Origin of the sequence: Shewanella woodyi ATCC 51908, assembly GCF_000019525.1 — a bacterium.
Taxonomy (GTDB): domain Bacteria; phylum Pseudomonadota; class Gammaproteobacteria; order Enterobacterales; family Shewanellaceae; genus Shewanella; species Shewanella woodyi.
In genome coordinates, this window is the sequence record NC_010506.1 from 5,545,144 (window position 1) to 5,569,621 (window position 24,478).

Consider the following 24,478-nt stretch of genomic DNA (forward strand, 5'->3'; position numbering starts at 1 on the left):
CAATAGCCAATTGCAGAACAACAGCCTATCCGCTAAGCGTTACACATACTGAAACACCTTCCTATTAAAAGTTTTTGGCACAAGTCTGAGCTTACTTCTACGCTTAATAAGCCAATAAATCGAAGAAAAAACTTGGCTCAGTTTTCGAGTGTGCCGTGCCTAAAGCCCATGCTCATAAAATGTTCATGACCCTTCAACTCATAAAATGGATCCTATATCCCATCAAGATCAATGGAGCGATTTGATGAATACCAAACACTTACTTTTCCTAGCATTCCCTCTTCTAACTCTTAGTGCCTGTGGGGGCAGTGACAATAATGACTCCACACCACCGCCAGAGCCGACACCTGAACCTGCTCAGATAGTGATGAGCGGTAAAGTCGCCGACGGCTACCTTGTGGGAGCTAAGGTCTGCCTAGATCTGAATGAAAACAAACTATGTGATGATGGAGAACCTAGCGCGATCAGCAGTGCAGGTGGCGATTTCTCCATTACTGATGCAACGCAAGAGCAGATAGACACCTTTCCACTTCTGGTTGAGGTAACTGCCGGAGTGGTCGATGAAGACACTGGTGAGGCTATCACCCAACCTTACACTATGACGGCTCCAGTGGGTTATGAGTTCGTCAGCCCCTTAACCACTATGGTTCAAAACGAAGTTGAACAGGGTAGTGAGCTAACCGAAGCTGAAACCAACTTACAAGCCCTTTTAGGCACCAGTTTAGAGCTCAGCCAAGACTATGTCGCCCAGCAGCTTAACGATGAACTAGAGGGAGATGTCCAAAGTGAATATGAGCGTCTTCATCAAGTCGCACAGGTAACTGCCCTGCTTATCGCTACCAATTTGGAGGCGATTCAAACGGCGGCTGATGATGCGGGCATTACAGCTGACGATATGGTTGGGCTAATTGTCGATCAGATCATTGAGGCCCTAGATGAGATAGTCACTGAGGTAGAGTTTGTTAACGAGCAAGGTGGGGAGTTTGATCCCACTGATGTTGTTGAGTCAGAAACTGTTACCGATGCGAGCACAGTATCGACGGACGATCTCGAAGGCCAAGTGCAGATCCGTGATACTGAAGCGACTGCGGCAGCCGCAAACTTAACCGAGCTTGTTAGTGGCGATGGGATAAACTTCTTCGATGATGGCTATTATGACAACATGCTACACCTTTCATATGGCACCTTAACCTATGACGCTGATACCGAAACAAGCTCCGAAACACTCTTCGAGCTAATTAACGGTGAGTTTGTCGAAGAGACAGAGATCAGTGATGAAGACGACCTTATCCTAACCGAGTCAGGCTGGATAGCCAGCAGTGATAACTTCATCATTAGCTCACTCAATGATGACGGCAGCATGACCTTAGTCAATTCAGAGCTACCGATACTGAGCGAGCTTATCTTCGCCGAGCAGATCTCTGTCACTGACCTTAAAATTAAACTCTTTCTATCGGAACAAGCAGACACAGATGTCTGGCATAAAATCATACCTGAAGCCGTCACCTTTAGCGCCGAAGCAGAGGCTTTCGAGTTAAGTTTCAGCAACATTAATGATGTCTACTCTATCTTCAATTGGGATGACTGCTTAGAGGATGACCTGTTTGAAGGTATGTGCAACAGTGTTTGGGCACATACAGCAGCAAGTGAAATAGATGGCCCAGCAACGACATTAAATAGCCTGATCTCAGCCAGCGCATCGGATGGCATGGTCAATAATATTGTCGGCCCTCATGTCGGCTGGGATGGCAGTCGCTCTATCATCGCCGAGATGGTCGAAGGTGGCGAAGTTAACTACTACAAAATTGAGTGGCAAGCACAAAGTGACTCAGGCGAAGTCAGTAGTGTCGCCTCCCTATTTGCAACAGGAACTTGGCGTGATGAAACCGTTATGGAGCAAAGATTGCTCCTATTAGCACTGCCTGAAAGTGTGCGCAATTTTGGTGACAATGATGATGGGGATATGGGAGAGCTACTATTCGCCGAATATGAGGGGGCAGTCAGACGAGGCGAGTTTATCGCAGCAGGTCTAGTATCCGATGACGACGAGTGGGTGTTTAACCTCACCGCTAAAAATGACATTTTAGAAAACCTAGATCTAACCTTACTCGACAATGTGATGCCACCAGAGCCCGACAACAGTGACTTTGTTTGCCGTGATGGCGATTCAGATTGGGATGAAGAAACCGACCAACCTAAGGAGGGAACCACACGTTCATACAGTGAATACCTCGCCCTCGTCGCTAACTGTAGAGATGGCGAACCTCAGCTGTTTAATACCGAGATGTTAGCGGGTAACAAGCTCAAATCTTTTGATTCGGATGGCGAGATAGAAACAATTCTGACATTCAACGCTGATGGCACTGGTAGCCATACTGATAATGACGCAGAAGAGCCTATGGTTGAAGATTATCAATGGACGGTCAATGACACAGGGGAGATAGTTATTGAAATTGGTAACTCTGCTGGCACCAATGATACTAGGGCGGTCATTAGTCTGATTAAACAAGATGGGGATCATTTCTCAGTCAAAGGTTTTCTTGAAGAGAGTGAATGGAGCCCAATGGACGGCACAGTAGGTGAAGTATGGAGCGACAAGTTGAAGTTATTCCCCCTTCCAGAACCTGATACTAGTCTCTTTGTATGTGGTGAAGGTGACTCAACTTGGAATGATGAAACCGATCAGCCTGTTACTGAAACCTTAGCGTCACTCACTGAGTACCAAGCCTTAGTCACAAGCTGTCGTGATGGCAATGAAGCTTCATTTAATACCGACATGTTAAGTGGTAAACAGTTAAAGAGTTTCGACTCAGACGGCAATGTTGAGACAATATTGCTCTTTAATAGTGATGGCAGTGGCACATTAACGGAAATGGATGATGGTGAAACAACAGTCGAAGAACTCACTTGGGAGGTGAATTCAATGGGTGAGCTCATCATCGACGTCCCCAATACTAGTGGCAGCAGCGACCTTAGCGTTGTGATAAGTCTCATCATTCAAGATGGCGATCACCTCTCGGTTAAAGGCTTTACCGAAGAGCCGGAATGGTCGCAAATGGACGGCACTGCTGGAGAGGTTTGGAGTGACAGTATGAAGTTATTTACCCCTTCCTAGTCATTCCTGAAAAGCTTACTAGCCCGTACTCAGTGCGGGCTTTTTTATGTTACTGTTTCTTTTTTACGATTCTTGGAGCCTTTATGTGCGGCCGCCTCAATATGATAGACGATCTGTTTATGCGCGCACTGATGCAAGACTTAAGCGTATCCAACCCCAACGAAATGCTCTTCGATCGCTTTAAGATGCCCACCAATGAAATAAGCATAGTCAGAGAAATTAACGGGATCAGACAGCTACAAACCGCAACTTGGTGGTTACTTCAAGATATGGGGTATGCAGGCTTTAAGCCCAGTAAATATACCTCATTTAATACCCGTTATGACAAGCTTAATCAGTTCGGTTCAGCTGGTTATGCCCCCTTTCGTGAAAGCAGGTGCATTGTTATTGCCAAAGGCTTTGGAGAAACAGAAAAGCGAGGGAGTACTGTAGAGTATTATGATTTTATCGCTCAAGACTCAGCGATCACATTAGGGGGGCTATTTCAGGAGTGGCAACACCCTAAAACTGGTGAGCATAAGATCTCATGCTCTATTATCACCAACCCGCCTCATCCTGATATGCAAGCTTTTCACAGTAAAGCGAGTCCATTGATATTACCGCAATCAACTTCTGTTCGTGATGCCTGGTTAGATCCTAACAATCATCAGGTCGAAATGTTCGAGCATTTACTAACACCTGCACTTCGGCATAACTTTTTAGTTCAGCAAATTGAAAAACCGAGCCTTTATAAAGTCATAGGTGAAGCACAACAGCTTCACCCATATGATGCTTAGCTTAAGGAGGGCTAATTAAAATACTGTGTTAATGCCTGCTCTTGGGCTAATAAACTTTGATACAAGGTAAACTGATTGGCCGCACGTTCAAGATTATGATTTTCATGATGAATATGAAAATATACGTCGCCATTAAGATGATCGGTTAAGAAACGAATCCCAATCATTAAACAGATAACCCGAGCGCCTAACCAAAGGCTTCTCTTCTCATCTTCACTGAGCACAGAGCCCAACTCACTCAAATATCCTCGACAGATAGCAGCGAAGATAGATTCTCGCACATGTACCTTATCCAGCGCCTTAGAGTCCTCCTCTTCCGGTGAGGTAAAGGTTCGCACCATATCACCGAAATCATACATCAAGTGACCCTTCATGCAGGTATCGAGATCAATAATCGCCAAGCTACTCATATCTCGCTTGTCATACAGCATATTGTTAATCTTAGTGTCGTTGTGACAGGTTCTTAGTGGCAAACTCGGTGAGATCTCGGCTAATTCTTGCAAAAGCGATTGCTGAGCAAACACCATATCAACCCAATCACTACAGGTATCTAATCGTTTATGTGTATCTTTGCTAACCGCTAACTCTAATTGAGCGATACGTCCTGGCAGGTGATGAAATTGAGGAATCACATCTTCAAGTACAGTAGCATCAAGATCGCTCAAGGCTGAGGAGAAATGACCAAAAGCCTTAGCTGCAGCAAACGCCTCCTCCTCATTGGTTACCACTTCAATACTATGACTATAAGGCAGGTAGTTAATTGCGCGCCAAAAACCATGCTCTTTAAGATCGACAGCTAACGCTTCATCTTGAGTCCGCAGTGGCCCAACGACTTTTAGTTGGTACTCATTACTCTCACATTTTTGCGTAAGATGAGCTGCAATCTTATGTGCGTTCTCTACTAAAGCATTAGGAGTCTTGAAAACATCAGTGTTGATCTTCTGCAGAACCAGTTCGCCTGAACTCCAACGAACCAAAAAAGTCTCATTAATGTGCCCATTACCTAACGGAGACACACTTGCGTCCAACGCTGGGACGCCAAAATGCGGCAGTACTAACTGCCTAACAAAATCAATCACTAATAACTCCATTACTCTTATTATTTAATAGCTTAGACAGTTTCTGTCTTACCCACACTGCATCCTGAGGGTAGGTCACACCAAACCAAGGCTCCTGAGCCGTCTTAACTCTGACACGCTTAGCGTCAGGCAAATTATTTATTAATGCCGCTTTAGACATACTATGCTGAACCACATCTGGGAGAAAGCACTCAGATTTGGCCTCCTGACCATAAACGGAAATAAACTGTATTAATTCCGCTTCAATCGCTAAAAAAATATCTTGGGTGAATCCCCAGCAGGTCATAGAGACGGGCACTGAAGGCGACAAGACTCCCCGCTCTCCTTTAGAGGTTCCAACTAACCCCTCATCAGAGCTCTGACGAATATCGGTCCATTCTGCGACACTCTGAAGTAGTCCCTCTTTGACTAGGCACACACCTCGATTAACCCCGCCATGCTCAGAGAGAGTCAAGCTAAGGGGATAAGCAACCAGCATCCAATCCTCTTTTGACTCATTCAGCCCAGATGCAAGCAGTTCAAAAGCCGTGTCACCATAGTAATCATCGGCATTAATCACCGCCATTCGACCTTTGACTTTCTTACGCGCACTCCAAAGTGCATGCGCCGTTCCCCAAGGTTTTTCCCTATGGTTAACATCGGAAAGATGAGCTAATGCAACCTCAGGTAAGTCGTCCATAGCCTGATAACAAAAATCATGGCTAAAGCCTGCATCAAGTTTATCATTTAAGCTGTCATTAAAAAGCGCTTCGATATCAGACTCTAGCTCAGGCCTTATCACTAACACTACGCCAGAGAAGCCAGCTCGACAAGCGGATACAATAGCGAGCTCCAACATAGTTTCATCATTAGGTCCTAGCGCTGCTAACTGCTTATCACCGCCGAAACGACTGCCTAACCCAGCAGCCATAATTACTAAAGTTAGCGCTTCATTTTCACAATCTGTTGTCATTCACTTAAATCATCATTATCAGTCAAAACATGACTGTGGCTCGCATTGAGCCGTGCAGTCTAAAGAGAAAATCTTGCTTTATCCAGTTATAAATAGGGGATAAATGCATCGCTTTTTGATAAAGCAGACTGGCTTCCCTTCAAACTGAATTCATAGCCACACAACTTAACCTCTCCTCTCAATGCAATATCGGTAATAATCTTCCCAGTATCAAGAGGAGTAAAGCGCGCTTCAATGCTGGTGTCAGCCATCATCTCAACAATCATAGGGCGATACTCACTGCCATTATTAAACACTAAGTTAGCACAGCTTCTATCTCCCTTGGCCGTGGCCAAAGACCAGATAACACCTGGATTATCAGCCTCGCCCAGCCAGCGCATAATAAGTAACTTATCCTCTAACACTAAACTAAATCCATCGGGAAGTGTCACCTCATCGCGTTCAACTGGATTTTGGGCTGGCATTTCAACCTGCTCTGGCTCAACAGACTCCTCATCAGAGCCGCCCCATATTGACCATAAACTGCTTAACACCATCAGAAAAAGAGCGCCGCCAAGCACAGCTGTTAATAGTTTCTGGTTTTGCTTAGCCCAAGTAAGCCAAAGCTCGAATGTCGCCCTGCTCTTTTGAGGCGAAGCATATTCCGTTTCTTGATAACTTACTTGCTCTTGCTCCTCCTCATAAGCCCCACCTCCTAAGGTGGGCTCAACTCTGGAGCGGCTGCGCTCTCTGCGCGGCACAACTAAAGGGCCAGAGTAACCCTGTTGATACAGTCCACCGCCAACCTTTGACTTTTGAGCCGATAAAAACACCGTCATTAAACCAGCTATCACGCCACAGGTCAGCGACGCCATAGCACTACCGCTATAGGCCAAAGAGAGAGAGAAAAACATAAATGGAAGCAAGGTAAGCGCTGCAAGCCAACTCGGACGCTCTATATCCCTAACCCGCCTTAATGCACTCAAACCAAGTAAAGGGGCAAGTAGCAGAGCTAAAAATATCAACGCCCCACCGCCACCTATCAGCACGAACCCCAAGAGCAAAGTTAGATAAAGTGAGCCGCTTATGGCTGAGAATCTCTGCCAATTATCCCGGCCTTTTATACAAAAAAGAGACTTATACTGCATTAAATTCAACACCTAAGAGTTAGTTCACGGAGAAAGGGACTAGTATTACTGCTCCCAGTAAATAGCTATTTAACCATTAGCCCAGGGGGAGCATTACTAATACACCTTAACTGAGGATATATTTCAGCTGACAACAGCCTAACTAATTTACCCATCAAAGTCAGTGCTGGTATAAGGTATCCTTAGCTAAGTTAGTCTTAATCACTGCCAAGAAGGCAAAATAGCGCAACAGAGACTAGGCCAAAGAGACGCTAACTTGTATAATGTCTGTACCCAAACTACTTCAAGATACAGAATTCAGCATGTCGAGAAGTGACAGAGTTCAAGGCATGAAATAGCAGTACTAGTAATTCTAATTCAATATTTCATAACGTAGAAGCATGTTGCTTCTCGCCTTTCCCTTCGGGAGCTCCCGTAGAATACCTGCACTGTGTTAGTGATATCGACAAGGGAACACCATTCTCTCAATCACTGTCTTGTTCAGCTATCCTACGGTAGCTCTGAAACGGGCATATTGAGGTAGCTTGGGTACAACTCTCCCAATGACGGGTGAACCTAAATCTTTTTGTTTTAGCTTTTGGATACTTTGCAAATGACCGCACGCGGAAACCTATTTATCGTATCGGCGCCAAGTGGCGCGGGTAAATCATCACTCATCTCCGGACTGCTAAAAGACAAGCCGGCAGATAAGCAGGTATCGGTTTCTCATACGACCCGACAACCGCGTCCTGGTGAAGTTAATGGCCAACATTACCACTTTGTCAGCGTTGAGGAGTTTAAGGCGTTAATCGCCGAAAATGCCTTTTTCGAATGGGCAGAGGTGTTCGGTAACTATTATGGCACCTCACGTAAAGTCATTGAACAGACGCTAGAGCAAGGTATCGATGTATTCCTCGATATTGACTGGCAAGGAGCTCAACAGGTCAAGAAAGTGATGCCTGAAGCGATCGGGATCTTCATTCTTCCCCCATCAAAAGCTGAGCTTGAGAGACGCTTAACTGGCCGCGGCCAAGATAGCGCAGAGGTGATTGCTGGGCGTATGGCTCAAGCCGCTTCAGAGATATCTCACTATGATGAGTATGATTTCATCATTATTAACGATGATTTTGATACCGCACTTGGTGATTTTATCGCTATAATTCGCAGTCAACGCTTAACTGGCGCTGGTCAAATTCATACTCACAATGATATGCTTAATGATCTATTGGCAGAATAACTGTCTTAGTGTACAATTTTGCGTCATTTTTTCATCCTAACACTGGAGTTCCATACATGGCTCGCGTAACTGTAGAAGACGCCGTAGAACAAATCGGCAACCGTTTTGATATGATCCTGGTTGCAGCGCGTCGTGCTCGCCAAATCGCCGTGCAGGGCAAAGACCCTATGGTTGAAGAAGAGAACGACAAGCCAACGGTTATCGCTTTACGCGAAATCGAACTTGGTTTAGTCACAGCAGATACTCTGGACGCAGATGAGCGCCAGACTGTTCGTGAACGTGAGGCGGCTGAAATAGCTGCTGTTGCTGCGATTGCTGAAGGTCGTAACAACGTAATCTAAGGAGTATTACCACTTGTATCTGTTTGAAGGTCTCAAGGAGTCTGCATCAGGGTATTTAGAACCTGATCAGGTAGAATTACTCAAGCAGGCCTATCAGGTGGCGCGTGATGCCCATGAAGGTCAAATGCGCACAAGTGGTGAACCTTATATCACACACCCGGTTGCGGTCGCCCGCATTCTGGCCGATATGCGTCTCGATCATGAGACGCTTATGGCTGCTCTCCTGCACGACACCATCGAAGACACCCCTGTCACCAAAGAGGAGCTGGCTGAGTTATTCAGTGAATCTATTGCCGAACTGGTTGAGGGCGTCTCAAAACTCGATAAGCTAAAATTCCGCGATAAGAAAGAGGCCCAGGCCGAAAACTTCCGCAAAATGATGATGGCCATGACCCAAGATATTCGGGTTATCCTTATCAAACTAGCCGATCGTACCCACAATATGCGCACCCTTGGGGCTTTAAGGCCTGACAAGCGTCGTCGTATAGCGCGGGAAACCTTAGAAATCTATGCCCCGATTGCCAACCGTCTCGGTATTCATAACATCAAGACCGAGCTCGAAGATCTTGGCTTCCAAGCCTACTACCCAATGCGTTATCGCGTACTTAAAGAGGTAGTTAAGGCCGCACGTGGCAATCGTAAAGAGCTCATTCAAAGTATTGAAGCTGCAGTTCACACTCGCCTCGAAGACACTAAGATCCCAGGTACAGTGAAAGGCCGAGAGAAAAACCTCTACTCCATCTATAACAAGATGTGCAGTAAGGAGCTTCAGTTCCAAGAGGTCATGGATATCTACGCGTTTCGCGTCATAGTGGACTCCATCGATACCTGCTACCGAGTCTTAGGTGCAATGCATGCCCTATACAAGCCTCGTCCAGGTCGATTTAAAGATTATATTGCTATCCCTAAAGCCAATGGCTATCAGTCACTCCATACGTCACTGTTTGGTCCTCACGGCGTTCCTGTTGAGATCCAGATCCGTACCGAAGATATGGATCAGATGGCAGATAAAGGGGTTGCAGCGCACTGGATCTACAAAAAAGGCAGCTCAGCTGAGCAAGGCACAACGACACAAGTTCGTGCACGTAAGTGGATGCAGAGCCTGCTTGAATTACAACAAAGCGCCAGCACCTCATTTGAGTTTGTTGAAAACTTTAAGACAGAGCTTTTCCCAGAAGAGATCTACGTATTCACCCCTGAGGGTCGAATTTTAGAGCTTCCTGTTGGCGCAACACCCGTCGATTTTGCTTACGAAGTGCATACCGATGTGGGTAATACCTGTGTTGGCGCACGAGTCAATCGTCAAGCATACCCGCTAAGCCAACCTCTGATTTCAGGCCAAACCGTTGAAATTATTACGGCTAAAGGCGCCCGCCCTAATGCGGCATGGCTAAACTTTGTGGTCACAGGTAAGGCTCGCGCTAAGATACGTCAACTGCTGAAAAGTTTAAAAGAGGATGACGCAGTCATCTTAGGTAAACGCCTACTGAATCATGCGCTAGGTGATACCAAACTAGATATGATCACACCCGAGCAGATTGAGAAAGTTGTCAGTGACACCAAGCACGACACCCTCGAAGAGCTACTGGTCGATATCGGTTTAGGTAATGCCATGAGCATAGTCATTGCCCAACGACTTAAAGGCGATCAGGAACAGATCGAGCCCCATGAGCATAAAGAATCTAACATGATGCCGATCCGCGGTGCAGAGGGGATGTTAGTCACATTCGCCAACTGCTGCCGACCAATCCCAGGTGATGCAGTCATCGCCCATGTGAGTCCAGGTAAAGGCTTGGTTGTTCATATGGAGAGCTGCGCGAATATCCGTGGCTATCAAGGTGAGCCTGATAAATATATTCCTGTGCAGTGGGATAACGCCGAAGGTGTTGAGTTCCAAGCTAACTTACGAGTTGAGATTGTGAACCATCAAGGTGCTCTGGCCAAGATCACCTCGATTGTAGCTGCTGAAGGTGCCAATATTCATAACCTAAGCACAGAGGAGCGAGACGGCAGAGTCTTCCTCATCAATTTACGAATCTCGGTCACTGATCGAATTCATTTAGCCAACGTGATGCGCCGTATCAGGGTACTACCTGAAGTATTACGTACATCCCGTAATCGATAATCAAATATAAGAGAGAGAGTTATGGCGAACAAAAGCATCATAGCAACCGATAAGGCACCACAGGCGATCGGCACATATTCTCAAGCGGTTAAAGTTGGCAGCACCGTCTATCTTTCAGGTCAAATCCCGCTAGATCCTGCAAGCATGCAGATCGTAAGCGGTGAGTTTAATGCCCAAGTTGTTCAAGTTTTTGAAAACTTAACTGCAGTATGTGAAGCGGCTGGCGGCTCACTCAATGATATCGTCAAGCTCAATATTTTTATGACAGATCTCAGTAACTTCGCTACCGTGAATGAGATAATGGAGCGTTACTTTGACCAACCTTTTCCGGCACGTGCTGCCATTGGTGTAAAGCAACTTCCAAAAGATTCTTTAGTAGAGATGGATGGAGTCATGGAGCTCTAACCTCCCGACTCATTCATACTTTTGGGCGCTACGGCGCCCTTTTCTATTTTTTACTCTTTAGCAAAAGATAACACCATGAGCCCAGAACGTTTTGCCCGCATCAATAAGATGCTAGATAATCGCCAACCCGATCTCACTCTCTGTCTCGATAAAGTTCACAAGACGAATAATATCGCCGCCGTTATCCGCACAGCAGACGCTGTAGGCGTTCATCAAATACATGCAGTCTGGCCAGATATTGAGATGCGAGTATCAGGCAACACAGCCTCGGGCAGTCAACAGTGGGTCAAAACCATCAAGCACTACCATATGGATGATGCCCAGCAGGCCTTTCGTGCCCAAAATATGCAAGTTCTAGCCACCACATTTTCAGAAACCGCAGTGGATTTTCGCGAGATAGATTACACCCGCCCAACCGCCATCATTTTAGGCAATGAGCGTGATGGCGTCAGTCAAGAGGGAATTGCTGCGGCAGGTCAGCACATCATTATCCCTATGATAGGCATGGTACAGTCACTCAATGTATCTGTTGCTTCAGCACTGGTGATGTATGAAGCCCAAAGGCAGAGAACGGCTGCCGGCATGTATGGGACGCGCAAGCTAGATGAGGCTTATTGCCAGAAGATGCTATTCGAGCAAGGCCACCCAATCTACGCCAAGGCTTGTCGACGTAAAAGCATTCCCTACCCAGCAGTCGATATGGAAGGCCAGATTGTCGCCAGTGATGAGTGGTGGGAGAGAATGCGTGCACCAGAGGTTGAGTCAGCTTAAATAGCCTAAGCTGGTCTGGTCTTTCTTTAGGGGTTAAACACTTGTCGGATAACAAGTTTCAAGTATCTTTGTGGTTGGTTTCATTGGGCTGATTTGGTACTTGCTACTGTGCTAAATACCATAGCTTCATGTTTATCTATCACCTGCCGTGGGCTTAAGTGCAAACACTTCTGTGACACGCCGCAAGCACAATCCCTGTGGGCTCTGCCGTGACATCCCTGTCACGGAAGGTCACAGCCGCGTTTACACCTGAATGTTTGTCTCTTCGATTTAGGATCAATTGGCTACGACCCCTTTATTGATTTATAAAATGAATAACTCTACAGCCTCAACACCCCTGTTCAACGGTGAGGGGCTTCTTCCGAATCCGTTGCAACGGTTTGTTAAGTTCCTTATATGTAAAAATTAGCATTGGCCAACTCGACATTCGAACCTGACAGATCAATTATTTCACCACATACCCACATTGGATGACCTTCATCAAGGAATTTTAACTTTGAGATATCCTTTTCTTTGCTAACCTCGATATATGCACCGTATAGTGGTCGTTCTGTATCCAGGCGAATTCTGTAACAGTCCTCTTTTTCAGCAATTCCTTTATATGCACATTTCCACTGTACTTTTAGACCAAAATAGCTTTTCTCTCGGTGCTCCTTATCAAAAGGCTTTGCGCTTGAGATATCTGCATCAATTTCCGTATAAGAAGGAGAAGTATTGTATTCATCAACATCAAAAGGAGGTGGCGTGTCATATTCATCAATGCGGGCAAGAAAAGGATACATTTGATGCATAAAGTCTTTACTTGGGCTAGATGAAGAGTCATCTTTTCTCGCGCAAAGCTCCGCTGTATTACTGTCAATTTCTTTTACTGTAAGAAAAACCTTAGACTCTAACTCAGTAAGGCGGTTCTCGAAGTCTTCAACATTAAGATTCTGTTTTCCACTTTCCGGCTTCAAACCAAATATTGAGTAGAAAAGCGCAACGATACAAGCAGCAACCTCTAGAATAAGTCCTTTTACAAGCCACTCTCTTTCAGCCTCAGTTGGAGTACCAAAGCCAAGAAATACAACACCTAGGGTACCTAGAACCGCTAAGGAAAAGAGAACAATGAATACCCAAAACAGTATCCATTTCATTAGTTGAGTTGATTTATCCACATTACCTCTATTGAACTTAACATTTGTATATACGGCTTGCGCGTTTTGCCAAGCCATGTTGAGAAAGCGTGCACAGTAAAAAACCTAAAAAATTCATTAATAACAGATCATTAAACACTTACATGCAAGATTGCATCCGATACACTCTCGGACAAAACTTAGTCGCACACTTTGCTGTCTTGTTATCTCAGCAACTCAAGCTCGCACGCTTTCATCTAACTGAATTTACGCCTCTTTATCTTTTCACTCAATAGCAAACCGTGAACTGATTGGGCAAAATTTAGAGATTAACCGCACAAAACCGATACTACTGTATAAAAGTGCAAACACTGATGAACTTAGAGGTTTTCGCTAGACAGAACCCATACCTTTCTAACTGATGAGGAAAAGTATTACAAAGAGGTCAGTACTGCATAGGGCAAATTATTTGAGGTAACACAAAGGGACAGAAATGATTTACGAAGCCTTACCTAATACAGCTAAATCGAAGAGAAAAATTTCCAAGTGCAGATGCGGCTGTGACCGTCCGTGACATGGACGTCACGGCCGAGACTATAGGGATATACTTGTGTCGTGTCACAGAAGTAACTGCACATAAGGTCGTTCTTTCACATCCATGTGATCACGACATTGGTGCATCTGACCCATAGGGATATGGGAAATGTCTTATGTATGTAGGGAACATTCAAGACCATGCACGGCACCCGCAGGAGGCGATAGATCACAATGAAGGTATAAGCTTCAAGCACACCTGCAAATATCAACTAATCCAAAATCTTCAAGCTGGAGCCTGAAACTAGTTCAGGATGACGGTTCACCTTACAGAATGTATTCAACCTTCATTCCAAGGCTGACACCCATTTGTATCGACTCCCTTCACAATTATTCAAACCATTTGTCATAGATCACATTTTTCGCCATACTCAAAGCGGCTAATCAATAAAAACTAAAATCAACAACATTCCCTTTGAAAGTAACTAATTAATCATGGAGTCGCTGATGGAATCGACAATGAAAACCCCTGTTGAGATGCTATCCCAGTGGGTCGACAAGCAGGGTGATAAAACCTATCTAAGGCAGCCCATCAACGGCCAATATCAAGACTTTACTTGGCGAGATGTGCAAGAGCAGATGCAGAAGATTGCAGGGGCGCTAAGGCATTTAGGCCTAGAACCCGGTGATAAAGTTGCAGTGCTGTCAAAGAACTGCGCCGAGTGGTTTATTACAGATCTTGCCCTTATGCATGGCGGATACATCAGTGTCCCTATCTATCCAACTGCCAACGCCGACACTATTCGCTATGTGCTTGAACACAGCGAAGCCAAAGCCATCTTTATCGGTAAGTTAGATTACTGGGCCGATCAAGAAGCGGGCGTCGGTGGTGATATTCTCAGAATGGCGATGCCATATGAGACTATGCCGGCACAATACTCTTGGCAGAGTTTGCTTAAACTAGGCCAACCATTGATTGATGCTCCCTTTGCAACACCAGAGCAGATCATGACCTTAATCTATACCTCAGGGTCAACGGGTAAGCCTAAAGGCGCCATACAGACATTTGCTAGCTATGGCTGGACCTGTAACGCCGTTGTACGCGATCTTAAAACCGATGTCGAAGACAGACTCATCTCCTATCTGCCACTCGCTCATATTACTGAGCGTGTCGCGATGGAGGGCTCATCCTTCTATTCAGGCAGCAGCGTGGCCTTTGTCGAGAGTCTAGACAGCTTCGTTGCTGATGTGCAGCGAGCAAAACCAACGGTATTCTTCTCTGTGCCACGACTCTGGAGTCTATTCCAGAAAAACATTATCGATAAGATTGGCTACGATAAGCTAAATTTCCTGCTTAAGCTGCCCATCATCAGCGGTATAGTGAAGCGGAAAATTCATGCAGGTTTAGGCCTTGAACATTGTCGTCTGCTCGGTTCTGGCTCTGCACCTATCCCACCTTCATTGATCGCTTGGTACCACAAAATTGGTCTCAACATCAGTGAAGCCTGGGGCATGACAGAGAACAGCGCCTATTCCATCATCAACTACCCTTTCGATGCCAGCAAAATTGGCACCGTAGGTCGGGCCGTTGAGGGAAGTTTTATCAAGCAAGCCGAAAGTGGTGAGCTGCTGGTGAAGAGCCCAGGCTTGATGACGGGATACTATAAACAAGATGAGGTTACCGCGGCGTCATTCGATGAGGAGGGCTTCTTCCGCACAGGCGATCTCTGCTCCATCGATGCCGATGGCTGCGTCTCTATCACAGGGCGAGTAAAAGATAACTTTAAGACCTCCAAAGGTAAGTATGTTGCCCCCGTGCCTATCGAGCGCAAACTAGCCCAAGATCCACATATCGAACTGTTATGTGTTATCGGCTCTGGTCTGCCCCACCCTATTGCTCTGGTGCAACTCTCCGAAGGTGCAAGGCTGCAGCCCAGAGAGGAGGTTCGCAGCTCACTTAAGGCTACGCTTGAGAGTATCAATCCTAATCTCGAGTCCCATGAAACGGTCGACGCCATTATCGTCGTGACTGAGCCTTGGGATGTGGACAACGATATACTCACACCGACACTGAAAATTAAGCGCCATGTTTTAGAGAAGAAGTTCAGTGACACTGTCGATGGTATTCGTGGCGGTAAGGTACGCTGGGAGGAGGAGCTTTAGGCTCTAGCAAGTCGTTAATTTTAAAGCACGCTTTAAGCGTGCTTTCTCTTTTAGCTTATTAACAATATACCTTAATGAATTAAGATTAATGCTGGCTTAGCTAAAGTTTATTGCCTTGTTATCAAAAATCCTTAAGCTAGCGTATCCCAAATTCTATCCTGCTTAAAGATGAACCAAATATGTTAATTTTACTCGCTATTGTCGGTGGCTTTGTCATCCTAACTTTAGGAGCAGAAGCACTAGTTCGTGGTGCTAGTGCTATCGCCCTAAGGCTTGGAATTGCCCCGCTTATCATTGGCTTAACTATTGTAGCTTTCGGTACAAGTGCACCAGAATTGGCCGTTAGTTTAAAATCGGCAATTGCAGGTAACAGCGGTATTGCACTGGGTAATGTCATAGGTTCAAACATTGCCAATATTGGCTTAATCTTGGCCATTACAGCCTTGATCCGTCCAATACAGGTTCAATCTCAGATGGTAAAGCGTGATATCCCAATTATGATCGCAGCTTCGATGCTGTTCTGGGGACTTCTGCTCGATGGTCAATTGAGCTTCTGGGACGGTGCATTACTGACAACACTGCTAGTGTGTTACCTCAGCTTTAGTTACTTCAGTAGTAAAAACAGCAATGATGGTGAGGAGTTAGATACGAGTCCACAACACCCTATGCTATCGGTACTGTTTATCATAGCTGGTATTAGCATGTTAGTTGGCGGCGGCATACTCTTCGTCGATGGCGCCGTAGACTTAGCAAAAACCTTTGGGATCAGCGAAGTCATTATCGGCTTAACGATTGTTGCTATCGGTACTAGCATGCCTGAACTTGTTACCTCTATTGTTGCGGCTCGCAAAGGGGAGAGCGATATCGCCATAGGCAATATCGTTGGCTCTAACCTGTTTAACATTTTAGGCATATTGGGTATTACAGCCCTTATTCACCCTATCGCAGCGGCAGGCATTCAAGACTTTGATCTGCTTGTGATGTTACTACTGGCACTAATAGTCCTTCCCTTTGCCTGGACCGGATTTAGAATTGGTAGACGTGAAGGCGGGATCCTTTTACTGGGTTACCTCTCCTACATTAGTTATCTGGTCGTTCAGGCTTCAGCCTAAACAATACCGCTCCAGTAATACAAAAAGCCATCGACATACCGATGGCTTTTTTAATTCTGTCAGTTAATGACATTTGTCATACCGATCTCATGACCTTTGTATCTGCAATAAAACCTCGCCTATCTCCATAATTGTTCTGTACCCAACAAAAGGAGATTGACATGAAAACATCTATTATTATCGCTAGCATCGCCCTACTACCAAGTCTGACTCACGCTAATGAGATCCCAGCTATCGATACAGCTTCAAACACCATGAATGTTGCAGCGCTGCAAAATCTCAGTCAGCAGACACAAAACTATGACAGAGCTTATGCAAACTATCGGTTAGCCATTACTGCTAACATTCTCGGTCAAAGTGAAACTGCTATAAACGCACTAACATCAGCACAAGCAACACTGGAGAACTTGGACCAAGCTGATGCTGAGAACTTAGCCCTTCTCGCCTCTGTCTACGGCATGCAGATAGCATTAGATAACTCTCAAAGCGCCCATTTAGGCCCTAAAATTGGGCAGATGCTTGCACAAGCTCAGTTACTGGATCCTACCAACCCTCGTGTTGTACTAGTGCAGGCGATATCCGCCTTCAACACACCGATTAGTTTTGGTGGTAGTATGAAAAAAGCAATGGAATTAAGCAGTAAAGCTATAGCACTTTATGAGGTACCCTGTGATGAGATCTGTTGGGGCCACGCCGAAGCTTACACTTGGCGTGGACTAGCAAAACAGAGCACTGGAGATAGCCAAGGCGCGATCGCCGATTGGCAAGCGGCAATTGAGGTACAAGCTGATTACGGCTGGGCAAACTTTTTACTTAAACAAAATCAAATCGCCGCCAATTAATAATAACGATAAACACCGCTAAGGCGGTGTTAATTGCACCCAGCTGAGTGATCCGGAAAAAACAATGAACAATACAGATACCGCCTCAACAAAAACGACTCAAACCAGCGAAGATAAACTGTCTTGGGTCTACCTGATCAATCTGGTTTTCTACCTGATTCCGATTATCGTCGGTAATATGCAAATCTGGGAGATTGGAGTAAGCCTGCTGACCTTAATCCCCTTTGTCTACTGCTACTTTTGGGCATATCGTAGCCCAAGAGACAAGGCTCATATTCCAATCTTGGCGATGATCGCCTTAGGTATATTGATTACGCCAATCAACACAGGTTCCTTATCCCTGTTTACTTTTGCGGGCTTTTTTATCGGTTTCTACTATCCACTTAAGACCGCTACTTTCTGTTTCTTTGCCCTGGTAGCCGCCCTCGGTGCACTTAACTTATATATAGGGATAGAGCACTACTATTTTGTGACCTATGGCAGCTTACTCATCGCGGGCGTGGGCCTGTTTGGTATCGCTGAGCGAAAACGAGTTGAAGCCAAGTGCCGAGAGCAGCAAAGCCAATCAGAGATAAGTCAGTTAGCCGCTATGTTAGAGCGTGAACGTATCGCCAGAGATCTGCACGACATCATGGGCCATAACCTCTCCAGCATCTCCCTTAAGGCTGAATTAGCCCAGAAACTGCTGGATAAAAATCAACAAATTCAAGCGCAGGAGCAGCTCAAGGAGTTAAACCAAATAGCCAGAGAGAGCCTAAGCCAGATACGTCAAACCGTCTCTGGCTATAAACATAAAGGGCTGACATCAAGCGTCATGCTGCTGTGCCAAACGCTACGTGACAAGGGCTTAAGTGTGAGTTTAGAGGGCGATGTACCTCAGTTAAATTCCAAAGTGGAAACACAAATTATTTTAAGTTTAACCGAGCTTTGCAACAATATTATTCGCCACAGTCAGGCCGACCTCTGCTCCATCTGTTTCAGTGAATCTGCAACAGATATCACCCTAGAGGTTATCGATAACGGCAAGCTTAAGCAGCTCACTGAGGGCAACGGATTAAACGGGATTAGAGAGAGATTAGCTGAATTTCAAGGTCGTTTAGATTACGATCTAACACAGGAGTGTCGTTTCAGCATAATATTGCCCAAACAAGGAAACCTAATCGAATGAGGATATTACTGGCAGAAGATCAAGCTATGGTCAGAGGCGCACTGGCTGCTTTACTCAGCTTAGATGGCGAGTTTGAGGTCATTCAGGCCTGCGATGGCGATCAAGCGCTATCGCTGCTAAAGGCGCAAACCTTTGATCTACTGCTAACCGATATTGAGATGCCTGGCTTTACCGGACTGGAGTTGGCTCAGTGGTGTCAGCAACAAAACAGTACCATCAAGGTGATTATTCTCACCACCTTTGGCAGAGCCGGATACATTAAACGCGCTATCGAGTACGGTGCAGGTGGCTTCTTGCTCAAAGATGCCCCTTCGGAGAGTTTGATACAGGGGATCAAACAGGTTATGGCAGGTAAGCGTGTTATCGATCCTGAACTGGCTATTATGGCCGTCGGCGAAAATGATCCCCTCAGCGATAAGGAGCGCAAAGCGCTTCGCTTGGCCAGCGAAGGTAAAACCACCTCAGAGATAGCCGCGCTGCTGTTTATCGCCGAAGGCACTGTGCGCAACTACCTCAGTGAAGCCACTAGCAAGCTTCATGGTTCCAATCGCATTGATGCAGCACGTATTGCCAAACAGAAAGGTTGGCTATAACCTCAAGCAGACTAATGCCAACCAGTATAAGAAGTGCTTAAGATTGCCATCATCCATTTATCTGATAGTATATGTATATAAATACAGTGTTTGAGCATTAGTTTTAGTTCACGCTCAACAATAAAATGGTATAGGCCTTGAATAGACTCGATCTTGTTCCTGTCACTGAACTTAATGGTGTTGCCAAAAAAATGGCTGAACGCTTAGCTAAGCTCGGCATAAACACAGTACAAGATCTCCTGTTTCACCTACCACTTCGATATGAAGATCGCACCCAGATCTATCCCATCGCCTCACTTTATCCCGGAAGCTACGGCACCATAGAAGCCGTGATCCAATCAAGCCAGATTGTTCAAGGCCGCAAACGCATGATGACCTGCACAGTGCGTGATGATACTGGCTCAATGGTACTAAGATTTTTTAACTTCTCCATGGCTCAGAAAAACGGCCTGCAAAATGGCACTCTTATCCGTGCTTATGGTGAGATCCGCCGTGGAAAACAGCAACCAGAGATCATACATCCGGAATACAAGCTGGTCAGTGAATATGACTCTGCAGCCCTCAGTGATACCTTAACCCCTGTGTATCCAACAACCGAGGGACTAAAACAAGCCAGCTGGATCAAGTTAACCGATCAGGCCCTGTCACTGCTGGAAAATGGCGGCCTGCAGGAACTACTTCCACCCCAGCTTCAGCCCAATAATTTAAGTTTGAAAGAGGCGCTGCAACTGCTGCATCGCCCCCACACTGGCGTGGCCCTGTTTGAGCTTGAGCAGGGAAACCACCCTGCGCAACAGCGGCTCATTCAAGAGGAACTACTGGCCCATAACCTCAGTATGTTGAAGCTAAGACAGCGTAGTAATCAAGATAACGCCATCTCTATGCCTGCCACAGGACAACTGCTCAACCCTTTTCTGAAAGAGCTTCCTTTTAAACCCACTGGCGCTCAGCAAAGAGTAGGCGCGGATATCTGCCGCGATCTTGAAAAACCATCACCCATGATGCGTCTTGTTCAAGGAGATGTGGGATCAGGAAAAACCTTAGTGGCAGCTCTCGCCGCACTACAGGCGATCGAAAATGGCTATCAAGTTGCCATGATGGCGCCCACTGAACTGCTTGCCGAACAGCACGCCATTAATTTCAGCCAATGGTTTGAACCGTTAGGCCTAAAAGTTGGCTGGTTAGCGGGAAAACTTAAGGGCAAAACAAGAGCTCAATCCTTAGCTGATATAGAAAGTGGCGATGCCCATATGGTGATCGGTACTCATGCTATTTTCCAAGATAAGGTGATCTTCAATAAGCTGGCGCTGATTATCATAGATGAGCAGCACAGGTTCGGAGTGCATCAGCGTTTGGGGCTCAGAGAGAAAGGGATAAGCCAAGGGTTCCACCCACATCAGCTGATCATGACCGCCACTCCGATCCCCCGCACCTTAGCGATGACAGCCTACGCCGATCTCGATACCTCAGTGATCGATGAGCTGCCACCGGGACGCACACCAGTCACAACCGTTGCCGTATCGGATGTTCGCCGCAGCGAAGTGATTGAACGTGTTAGACAAGCGGTGACCAATGATGGCAGACAAGTTTACTGGGTCTGCACCCTTATTGATGAGTCTGAAGTGCTTGAGTGTCAAGCAGCGGAAGATACCGCTGCCGAGCTTTCGATTGCTCTGGCCGAGCTAAAAATAGGTTTAGTTCATGGCCGAATGAAGTCCGCTGAAAAACAAGCTGTCATGGCCGAATTTAAAGCCGGAAACCTTAACTTATTGGTCGCTACAACCGTGATCGAAGTGGGCGTAGATGTGCCAAATGCCAGCTTGATGATAATAGAGAACCCTGAGCGACTAGGACTGGCGCAGCTCCACCAACTAAGAGGCCGTGTCGGTCGAGGCTCTATCGCCAGTCACTGTCTACTTATGTATAAAGCCCCTCTGTCTCAGATGGCCACAAAGCGTCTAGGTGTACTCAGGCAGAGCAATGATGGCTTTATTATCGCACAGAAAGATCTTGAGATAAGGGGCCCAGGCGAAGTACTCGGCACTAAACAAACTGGGGTGGCAGATATGAAAATTGCCGATCTGATCCGCGACCAATCACTCATTCCCCATATTCAAAAGCTAGCCGTTCATGTGATGGAGCAAGCTCCCGATAATGTCGATGGCATAGTGCAGCGTTGGCTTGGGGAGCGTGAGCAGTATGTACAGGCCTAAAAACCTGAAATTATGAACACCTTAGGTTAATTATTTTTTAATTAGCCCAACTTAGCTAGACAAGGGCGTTGATTATTGCACAATGGTGACTAGCCCTTATTAATGCCAATTCCATCAAGTCGTTCGTTCAAAGGATGCTAAATGCAAGTCAATCAAGAAGATAGAATCGCGCCGCAGGAAAAGTCTGCAGGAGCTAATGCCCTCGCCATCGTGGCTATCGTTGTTGTATTACTGCTGTCAGGTGGTGCTTACTACTACTTTAGCTCCCAAGAACCTGTGCAACCTGAAATCGTTGAGGTCGTCGAACTGCCAGATCCAGTTCCTGCTGAGCCTTTGCCAACAGAGGCACCTATCCCAGAACCTGTGATAGAGGTAGAACCTGAGCCAGTGGTGATTGAGGAGGCTCCAGTCGTCCCAGAGGTTGAACCTCTGCCAAGCTTATCCCAAAGCGATGAGTTTGTGAGCATCAAAGCCGTTGAAATGGCCGATGGTATGAAGATAGAACCCCTTATGGTTGAGCAAGATCTTGTTAGGCATTTTGTGGTTTTTGTGGACAACTTAGCTCAAGGTGAGCTCGCCCGCAAAGTCAGCCCCATGAAAGCACCAAACCGAGTGTTTACTGTTTCTGAGATCACCAACAAGACCTATTTGAATCCAGACAGCTACCACAGATATGATCTGTATGCAGACTTAGTCAGTGGTCTAGATGAGGAGCAGTTGGCAAAGACCTATCAAGAGCTAACTCCCCTGTTAGGAGAAGCATTTGAAGAGCTAGGCTATGGTGATATGAGCTTTAATGATCGCATGGTTGAAGCCATAGATGTCATGCTCGATGCTCCCATCATAGATAGCCCAATAGAGCTTGATGGCGTCAGTGTTAACTATCAGTTTGTTGACCCACAACTTGAAGCCCTACCCAATGCACAGAAACTGCTGATCAGAATGGGTCCAGAAAACAGCAAAAAGGTGAAGGCTGCACTGCGCAAGCTGAAAAAGCACTTAGCAAACTAACTCAAGGCGAATGGATGATGCAAATTCATTCAACCTAGAGGTGTCAGTCAAGAATGCTCCAACCCGATAACCTGCAGCTTGTTAGCTGCAGGTTAACTAAAATGAAACCCTCTACAAATCCCCCCACACAACAGCAACAGCTGTTACTCAAAACACTTCATAAAGACCACTTTATTAGTGTAGAATAACCTCTGTATCAAGATACTCTCCACCAATGGCAGCTGATTATTGCGTGGCTGATATGCATATTTTACCGGCTGTAACGCCGAAAACGAGGCTGTGCAGTGCAATTAACATTTAATATATGCTCTTGGGGAGCCTGGTCACCTCAATATCAGCAGGCTGAAGATTGGAAGCACTGGCTTGAATCAGCCCCCATTCAAGAGGAACTCCCTCACTCTCCTAAGTTAGCTCAAGTCCCCGCAATGCAGCGTAGACGTTATAGCAAGCTAACTAAGATGCAATTGGAAGCCGCGTTTCAATGTGATGCCCCGACCCCATGTCGCTCTATTTTTGCCTCAAGACATGGCGAGCTCAATCGAACCTTAGGCTTACTCGATAATCTGGTAGAGCAGGAACCACTCTCACCCACGGCATTTAGTCAATCAGTGCATAACACAGCAAGTGGGATCTACAGTATTTTAAAGGGAGATCAATCCTCCTCTACATCCATTGCAGCCAGCGAAGAGACCCTGTTGCAATCCTTTATTGAAGCCTATGGGCAACTGCATCAAGACCCCGCGCCACTTATGCTCGTTTTTGGCGATGAGCCCGTACCTGAGATCTACTCCCAATTTACCGATGAAACAGGTCTTCCAGTCTCCATGGCGTTTGTCTTAAGCCCAATCAATAACGCGAGCAGTAACGCCACACTCAGCATAAGCTATTGTGATAATGAGGCATTGGCTTCAACTCAGGCCTTGAGCTATGGCGCCCTTCTCCATGGCTTAGCTAACCAGAGAAACGTCTCAGGTACACTATCTAACCATCTGTGGAAGCTTAGTTTTGAATGATTCAGTATTAGCGTCTAGCGCTTCTACCTCACCTCGGCTAACAGGCTTAGCCTATCTGCCTCGCTGGTTAGGTGGTGTGAGTTGCTATATCGCTTTTGGACTGGGTGGCTTGTTAAGCTCACTGACTATTTTGCCCCTGTTAAGGTTTTGGCCTGGGACAACAGAGCAAAGAGTTAGTCGAGTACAAAAGGCCGTACATCATATGTTCCGCGGCTTTGTTCAAATGCTTACCTGGGCTGGTGTCATAAAGGTAACCCCAGTTAACTTAGAGCGTTTGAGCTTAGCTAAAGGTAAGGTAGTTATCGTTAACCACCCGACATTAGTCGATGTGGTTGTTTTAATCAGTTTGATGCCAAACGCTGGCTGTATTGTCAAACAAGGGCTCTGGCGTAACCCCTTTATGCGTGGCGTAGTCGCTTGTGCAGGCTACATTCCCAATCGAGGAGCAGAGCTGCTGCTAAAAGACTGTAAACGGGTGCTAGACAGCGGTACTAATCTAATTATTTTTCCAGAGGGCACTCGAACAGTCCTTGGCACTAAGATCAATCCTTTTGCCAGAGGAGCTGCCAATATTGCCCTAAGAACCCACACGGATCTTGTGCCTGTGGTTCTTCGCACCGACTCTCCAGGTTTGACGAAACAGGAGGCCTGGTATCAAATACCCCGTCGCACAATAGGGATGCACGTCGAAGTAGGCGACCCCCTGTTACATATCAGGTATGATGCTCAAGAGGGAGGTGATGCCAAGATGGCGCGCCAACTCACTCGAGACCTTGAAGATTATTATAAAAAAGAACTTAACTAAAT

Annotated in this window: 20 protein-coding genes; 16 read left to right on the forward strand and 4 right to left on the reverse strand. The window is 46.1% G+C overall.

The genetic code is table 11. From position 1 onward, the window contains the following. The first annotated feature begins 244 nt into the window (after positions 1-244). Positions 245-3,115, forward strand: coding sequence for a hypothetical protein (locus tag SWOO_RS23475; RefSeq protein ID WP_012327151.1), 2,871 nt, complete (start codon positions 245-247; stop codon positions 3,113-3,115). 83 nt (positions 3,116-3,198) lie between these two features. Then, positions 3,199-3,891, forward strand: a complete 693-nt coding sequence (locus SWOO_RS23480) for an SOS response-associated peptidase family protein (RefSeq protein ID WP_012327152.1) — start codon at positions 3,199-3,201, stop codon at positions 3,889-3,891. 11 nt (positions 3,892-3,902) lie between these two features. Here the strand turns inward: SWOO_RS23480 and SWOO_RS23485 are convergent, their stop codons facing one another. From SWOO_RS23485 to SWOO_RS23495, 3 genes are all read right to left on the reverse strand, one after another. After that, a complete protein-coding gene (locus tag SWOO_RS23485) occupies positions 3,903-4,970 on the reverse strand; it encodes a phosphotransferase enzyme family protein (protein WP_012327153.1) in 1,068 nt (355 codons plus the stop codon). Beyond that, positions 4,963-5,922 carry an NTP transferase domain-containing protein gene (locus SWOO_RS23490; RefSeq protein ID WP_012327154.1) on the reverse strand — a complete coding sequence of 320 codons (960 nt, stop codon included), beginning with the start codon at positions 5,920-5,922 and terminating at the stop codon, positions 4,963-4,965. Before SWOO_RS23490 ends, SWOO_RS23485 begins: the two co-directional genes overlap by 8 nt. An 86-nt stretch (positions 5,923-6,008) precedes the next feature. Then, positions 6,009-7,049 (reverse strand): hypothetical protein, encoded by a 1,041-nt coding sequence (locus tag SWOO_RS23495; protein WP_012327155.1) that lies wholly within the window; start codon positions 7,047-7,049, stop codon positions 6,009-6,011. Positions 7,050-7,641: 592 nt separating this feature from the next. Here SWOO_RS23495 and gmk point away from each other — a divergent pair. The 5 genes from gmk (at position 7,642) to trmH (ending at position 11,907) form a co-directional block, all read left to right on the forward strand. Then, positions 7,642-8,265 (forward strand): guanylate kinase, encoded by a 624-nt coding sequence (gmk, locus tag SWOO_RS23500; RefSeq protein WP_012327156.1) that lies wholly within the window; start codon positions 7,642-7,644, stop codon positions 8,263-8,265. Between the two features lie 56 nt (positions 8,266-8,321). Then, complete coding sequence (gene rpoZ / locus SWOO_RS23505; protein ID WP_012327157.1) at positions 8,322-8,606, forward strand: DNA-directed RNA polymerase subunit omega; 285 nt, start codon at positions 8,322-8,324, stop codon at positions 8,604-8,606. Positions 8,607-8,619: 13 nt separating this feature from the next. Continuing rightward, positions 8,620-10,731 carry a bifunctional GTP diphosphokinase/guanosine-3',5'-bis pyrophosphate 3'-pyrophosphohydrolase gene (gene spoT, locus SWOO_RS23510; protein ID WP_012327158.1) on the forward strand — a complete coding sequence of 704 codons (2,112 nt, stop codon included), beginning with the start codon at positions 8,620-8,622 and terminating at the stop codon, positions 10,729-10,731. A 21-nt stretch (positions 10,732-10,752) separates the two neighbouring features. Beyond that, on the forward strand, positions 10,753-11,136 hold the full coding sequence (locus SWOO_RS23515) for a RidA family protein (RefSeq protein ID WP_012327159.1): 384 nt from the start codon (positions 10,753-10,755) through the stop codon (positions 11,134-11,136). Between the two features lie 75 nt (positions 11,137-11,211). Continuing rightward, positions 11,212-11,907, forward strand: coding sequence for a tRNA (guanosine(18)-2'-O)-methyltransferase TrmH (gene trmH / locus SWOO_RS23520; RefSeq protein ID WP_012327160.1), 696 nt, complete (start codon positions 11,212-11,214; stop codon positions 11,905-11,907). 392 nt (positions 11,908-12,299) lie between these two features. Here trmH and SWOO_RS23525 read toward each other — a convergent pair whose 3' ends face one another. Beyond that, a complete protein-coding gene (locus tag SWOO_RS23525; RefSeq protein WP_229377271.1) occupies positions 12,300-13,064 on the reverse strand; it encodes a hypothetical protein in 765 nt (254 codons plus the stop codon). Positions 13,065-14,063: 999 nt separating this feature from the next. Between SWOO_RS23525 and SWOO_RS23530 the strand changes: the two genes are divergently transcribed. The 9 genes from SWOO_RS23530 to SWOO_RS23570 all read left to right on the forward strand — a co-directional run bounded on the left by SWOO_RS23530 (position 14,064) and on the right by SWOO_RS23570 (position 24,476). Beyond that, a complete protein-coding gene (locus tag SWOO_RS23530) occupies positions 14,064-15,719 on the forward strand; it encodes an AMP-binding protein (protein ID WP_012327162.1) in 1,656 nt (551 codons plus the stop codon). A 179-nt stretch (positions 15,720-15,898) separates the two neighbouring features. Next, positions 15,899-16,831, forward strand: a complete 933-nt coding sequence (locus SWOO_RS23535; protein WP_012327163.1) for a calcium/sodium antiporter — start codon at positions 15,899-15,901, stop codon at positions 16,829-16,831. A gap of 161 nt (positions 16,832-16,992) precedes the next feature. Further along, positions 16,993-17,673 carry a tetratricopeptide repeat protein gene (locus SWOO_RS23540; RefSeq protein ID WP_012327164.1) on the forward strand — a complete coding sequence of 227 codons (681 nt, stop codon included), beginning with the start codon at positions 16,993-16,995 and terminating at the stop codon, positions 17,671-17,673. Positions 17,674-17,737: 64 nt separating this feature from the next. Next, positions 17,738-18,841, forward strand: coding sequence for a sensor histidine kinase (locus tag SWOO_RS23545; protein WP_012327165.1), 1,104 nt, complete (start codon positions 17,738-17,740; stop codon positions 18,839-18,841). After that, a complete protein-coding gene (locus SWOO_RS23550; RefSeq protein ID WP_012327166.1) occupies positions 18,838-19,434 on the forward strand; it encodes a response regulator transcription factor in 597 nt (198 codons plus the stop codon). The genes SWOO_RS23545 and SWOO_RS23550 overlap by 4 nt, the downstream gene beginning before the upstream one ends. Positions 19,435-19,571: 137 nt before the next feature. Continuing rightward, positions 19,572-21,647 carry an ATP-dependent DNA helicase RecG gene (recG, locus tag SWOO_RS23555; protein ID WP_012327167.1) on the forward strand — a complete coding sequence of 692 codons (2,076 nt, stop codon included), beginning with the start codon at positions 19,572-19,574 and terminating at the stop codon, positions 21,645-21,647. Positions 21,648-21,788: 141 nt separating this feature from the next. Further along, positions 21,789-22,658, forward strand: a complete 870-nt coding sequence (locus tag SWOO_RS23560; RefSeq protein WP_012327168.1) for a DUF3014 domain-containing protein — start codon at positions 21,789-21,791, stop codon at positions 22,656-22,658. Between the two features lie 284 nt (positions 22,659-22,942). Beyond that, positions 22,943-23,671, forward strand: a complete 729-nt coding sequence (locus SWOO_RS23565; protein ID WP_012327169.1) for a beta-ketoacyl synthase chain length factor — start codon at positions 22,943-22,945, stop codon at positions 23,669-23,671. Next, a complete protein-coding gene (locus tag SWOO_RS23570; RefSeq protein WP_012327170.1) occupies positions 23,664-24,476 on the forward strand; it encodes a lysophospholipid acyltransferase family protein in 813 nt (270 codons plus the stop codon). Before SWOO_RS23565 ends, SWOO_RS23570 begins: the two co-directional genes overlap by 8 nt. Positions 24,477-24,478 lie beyond the last annotated feature (2 nt).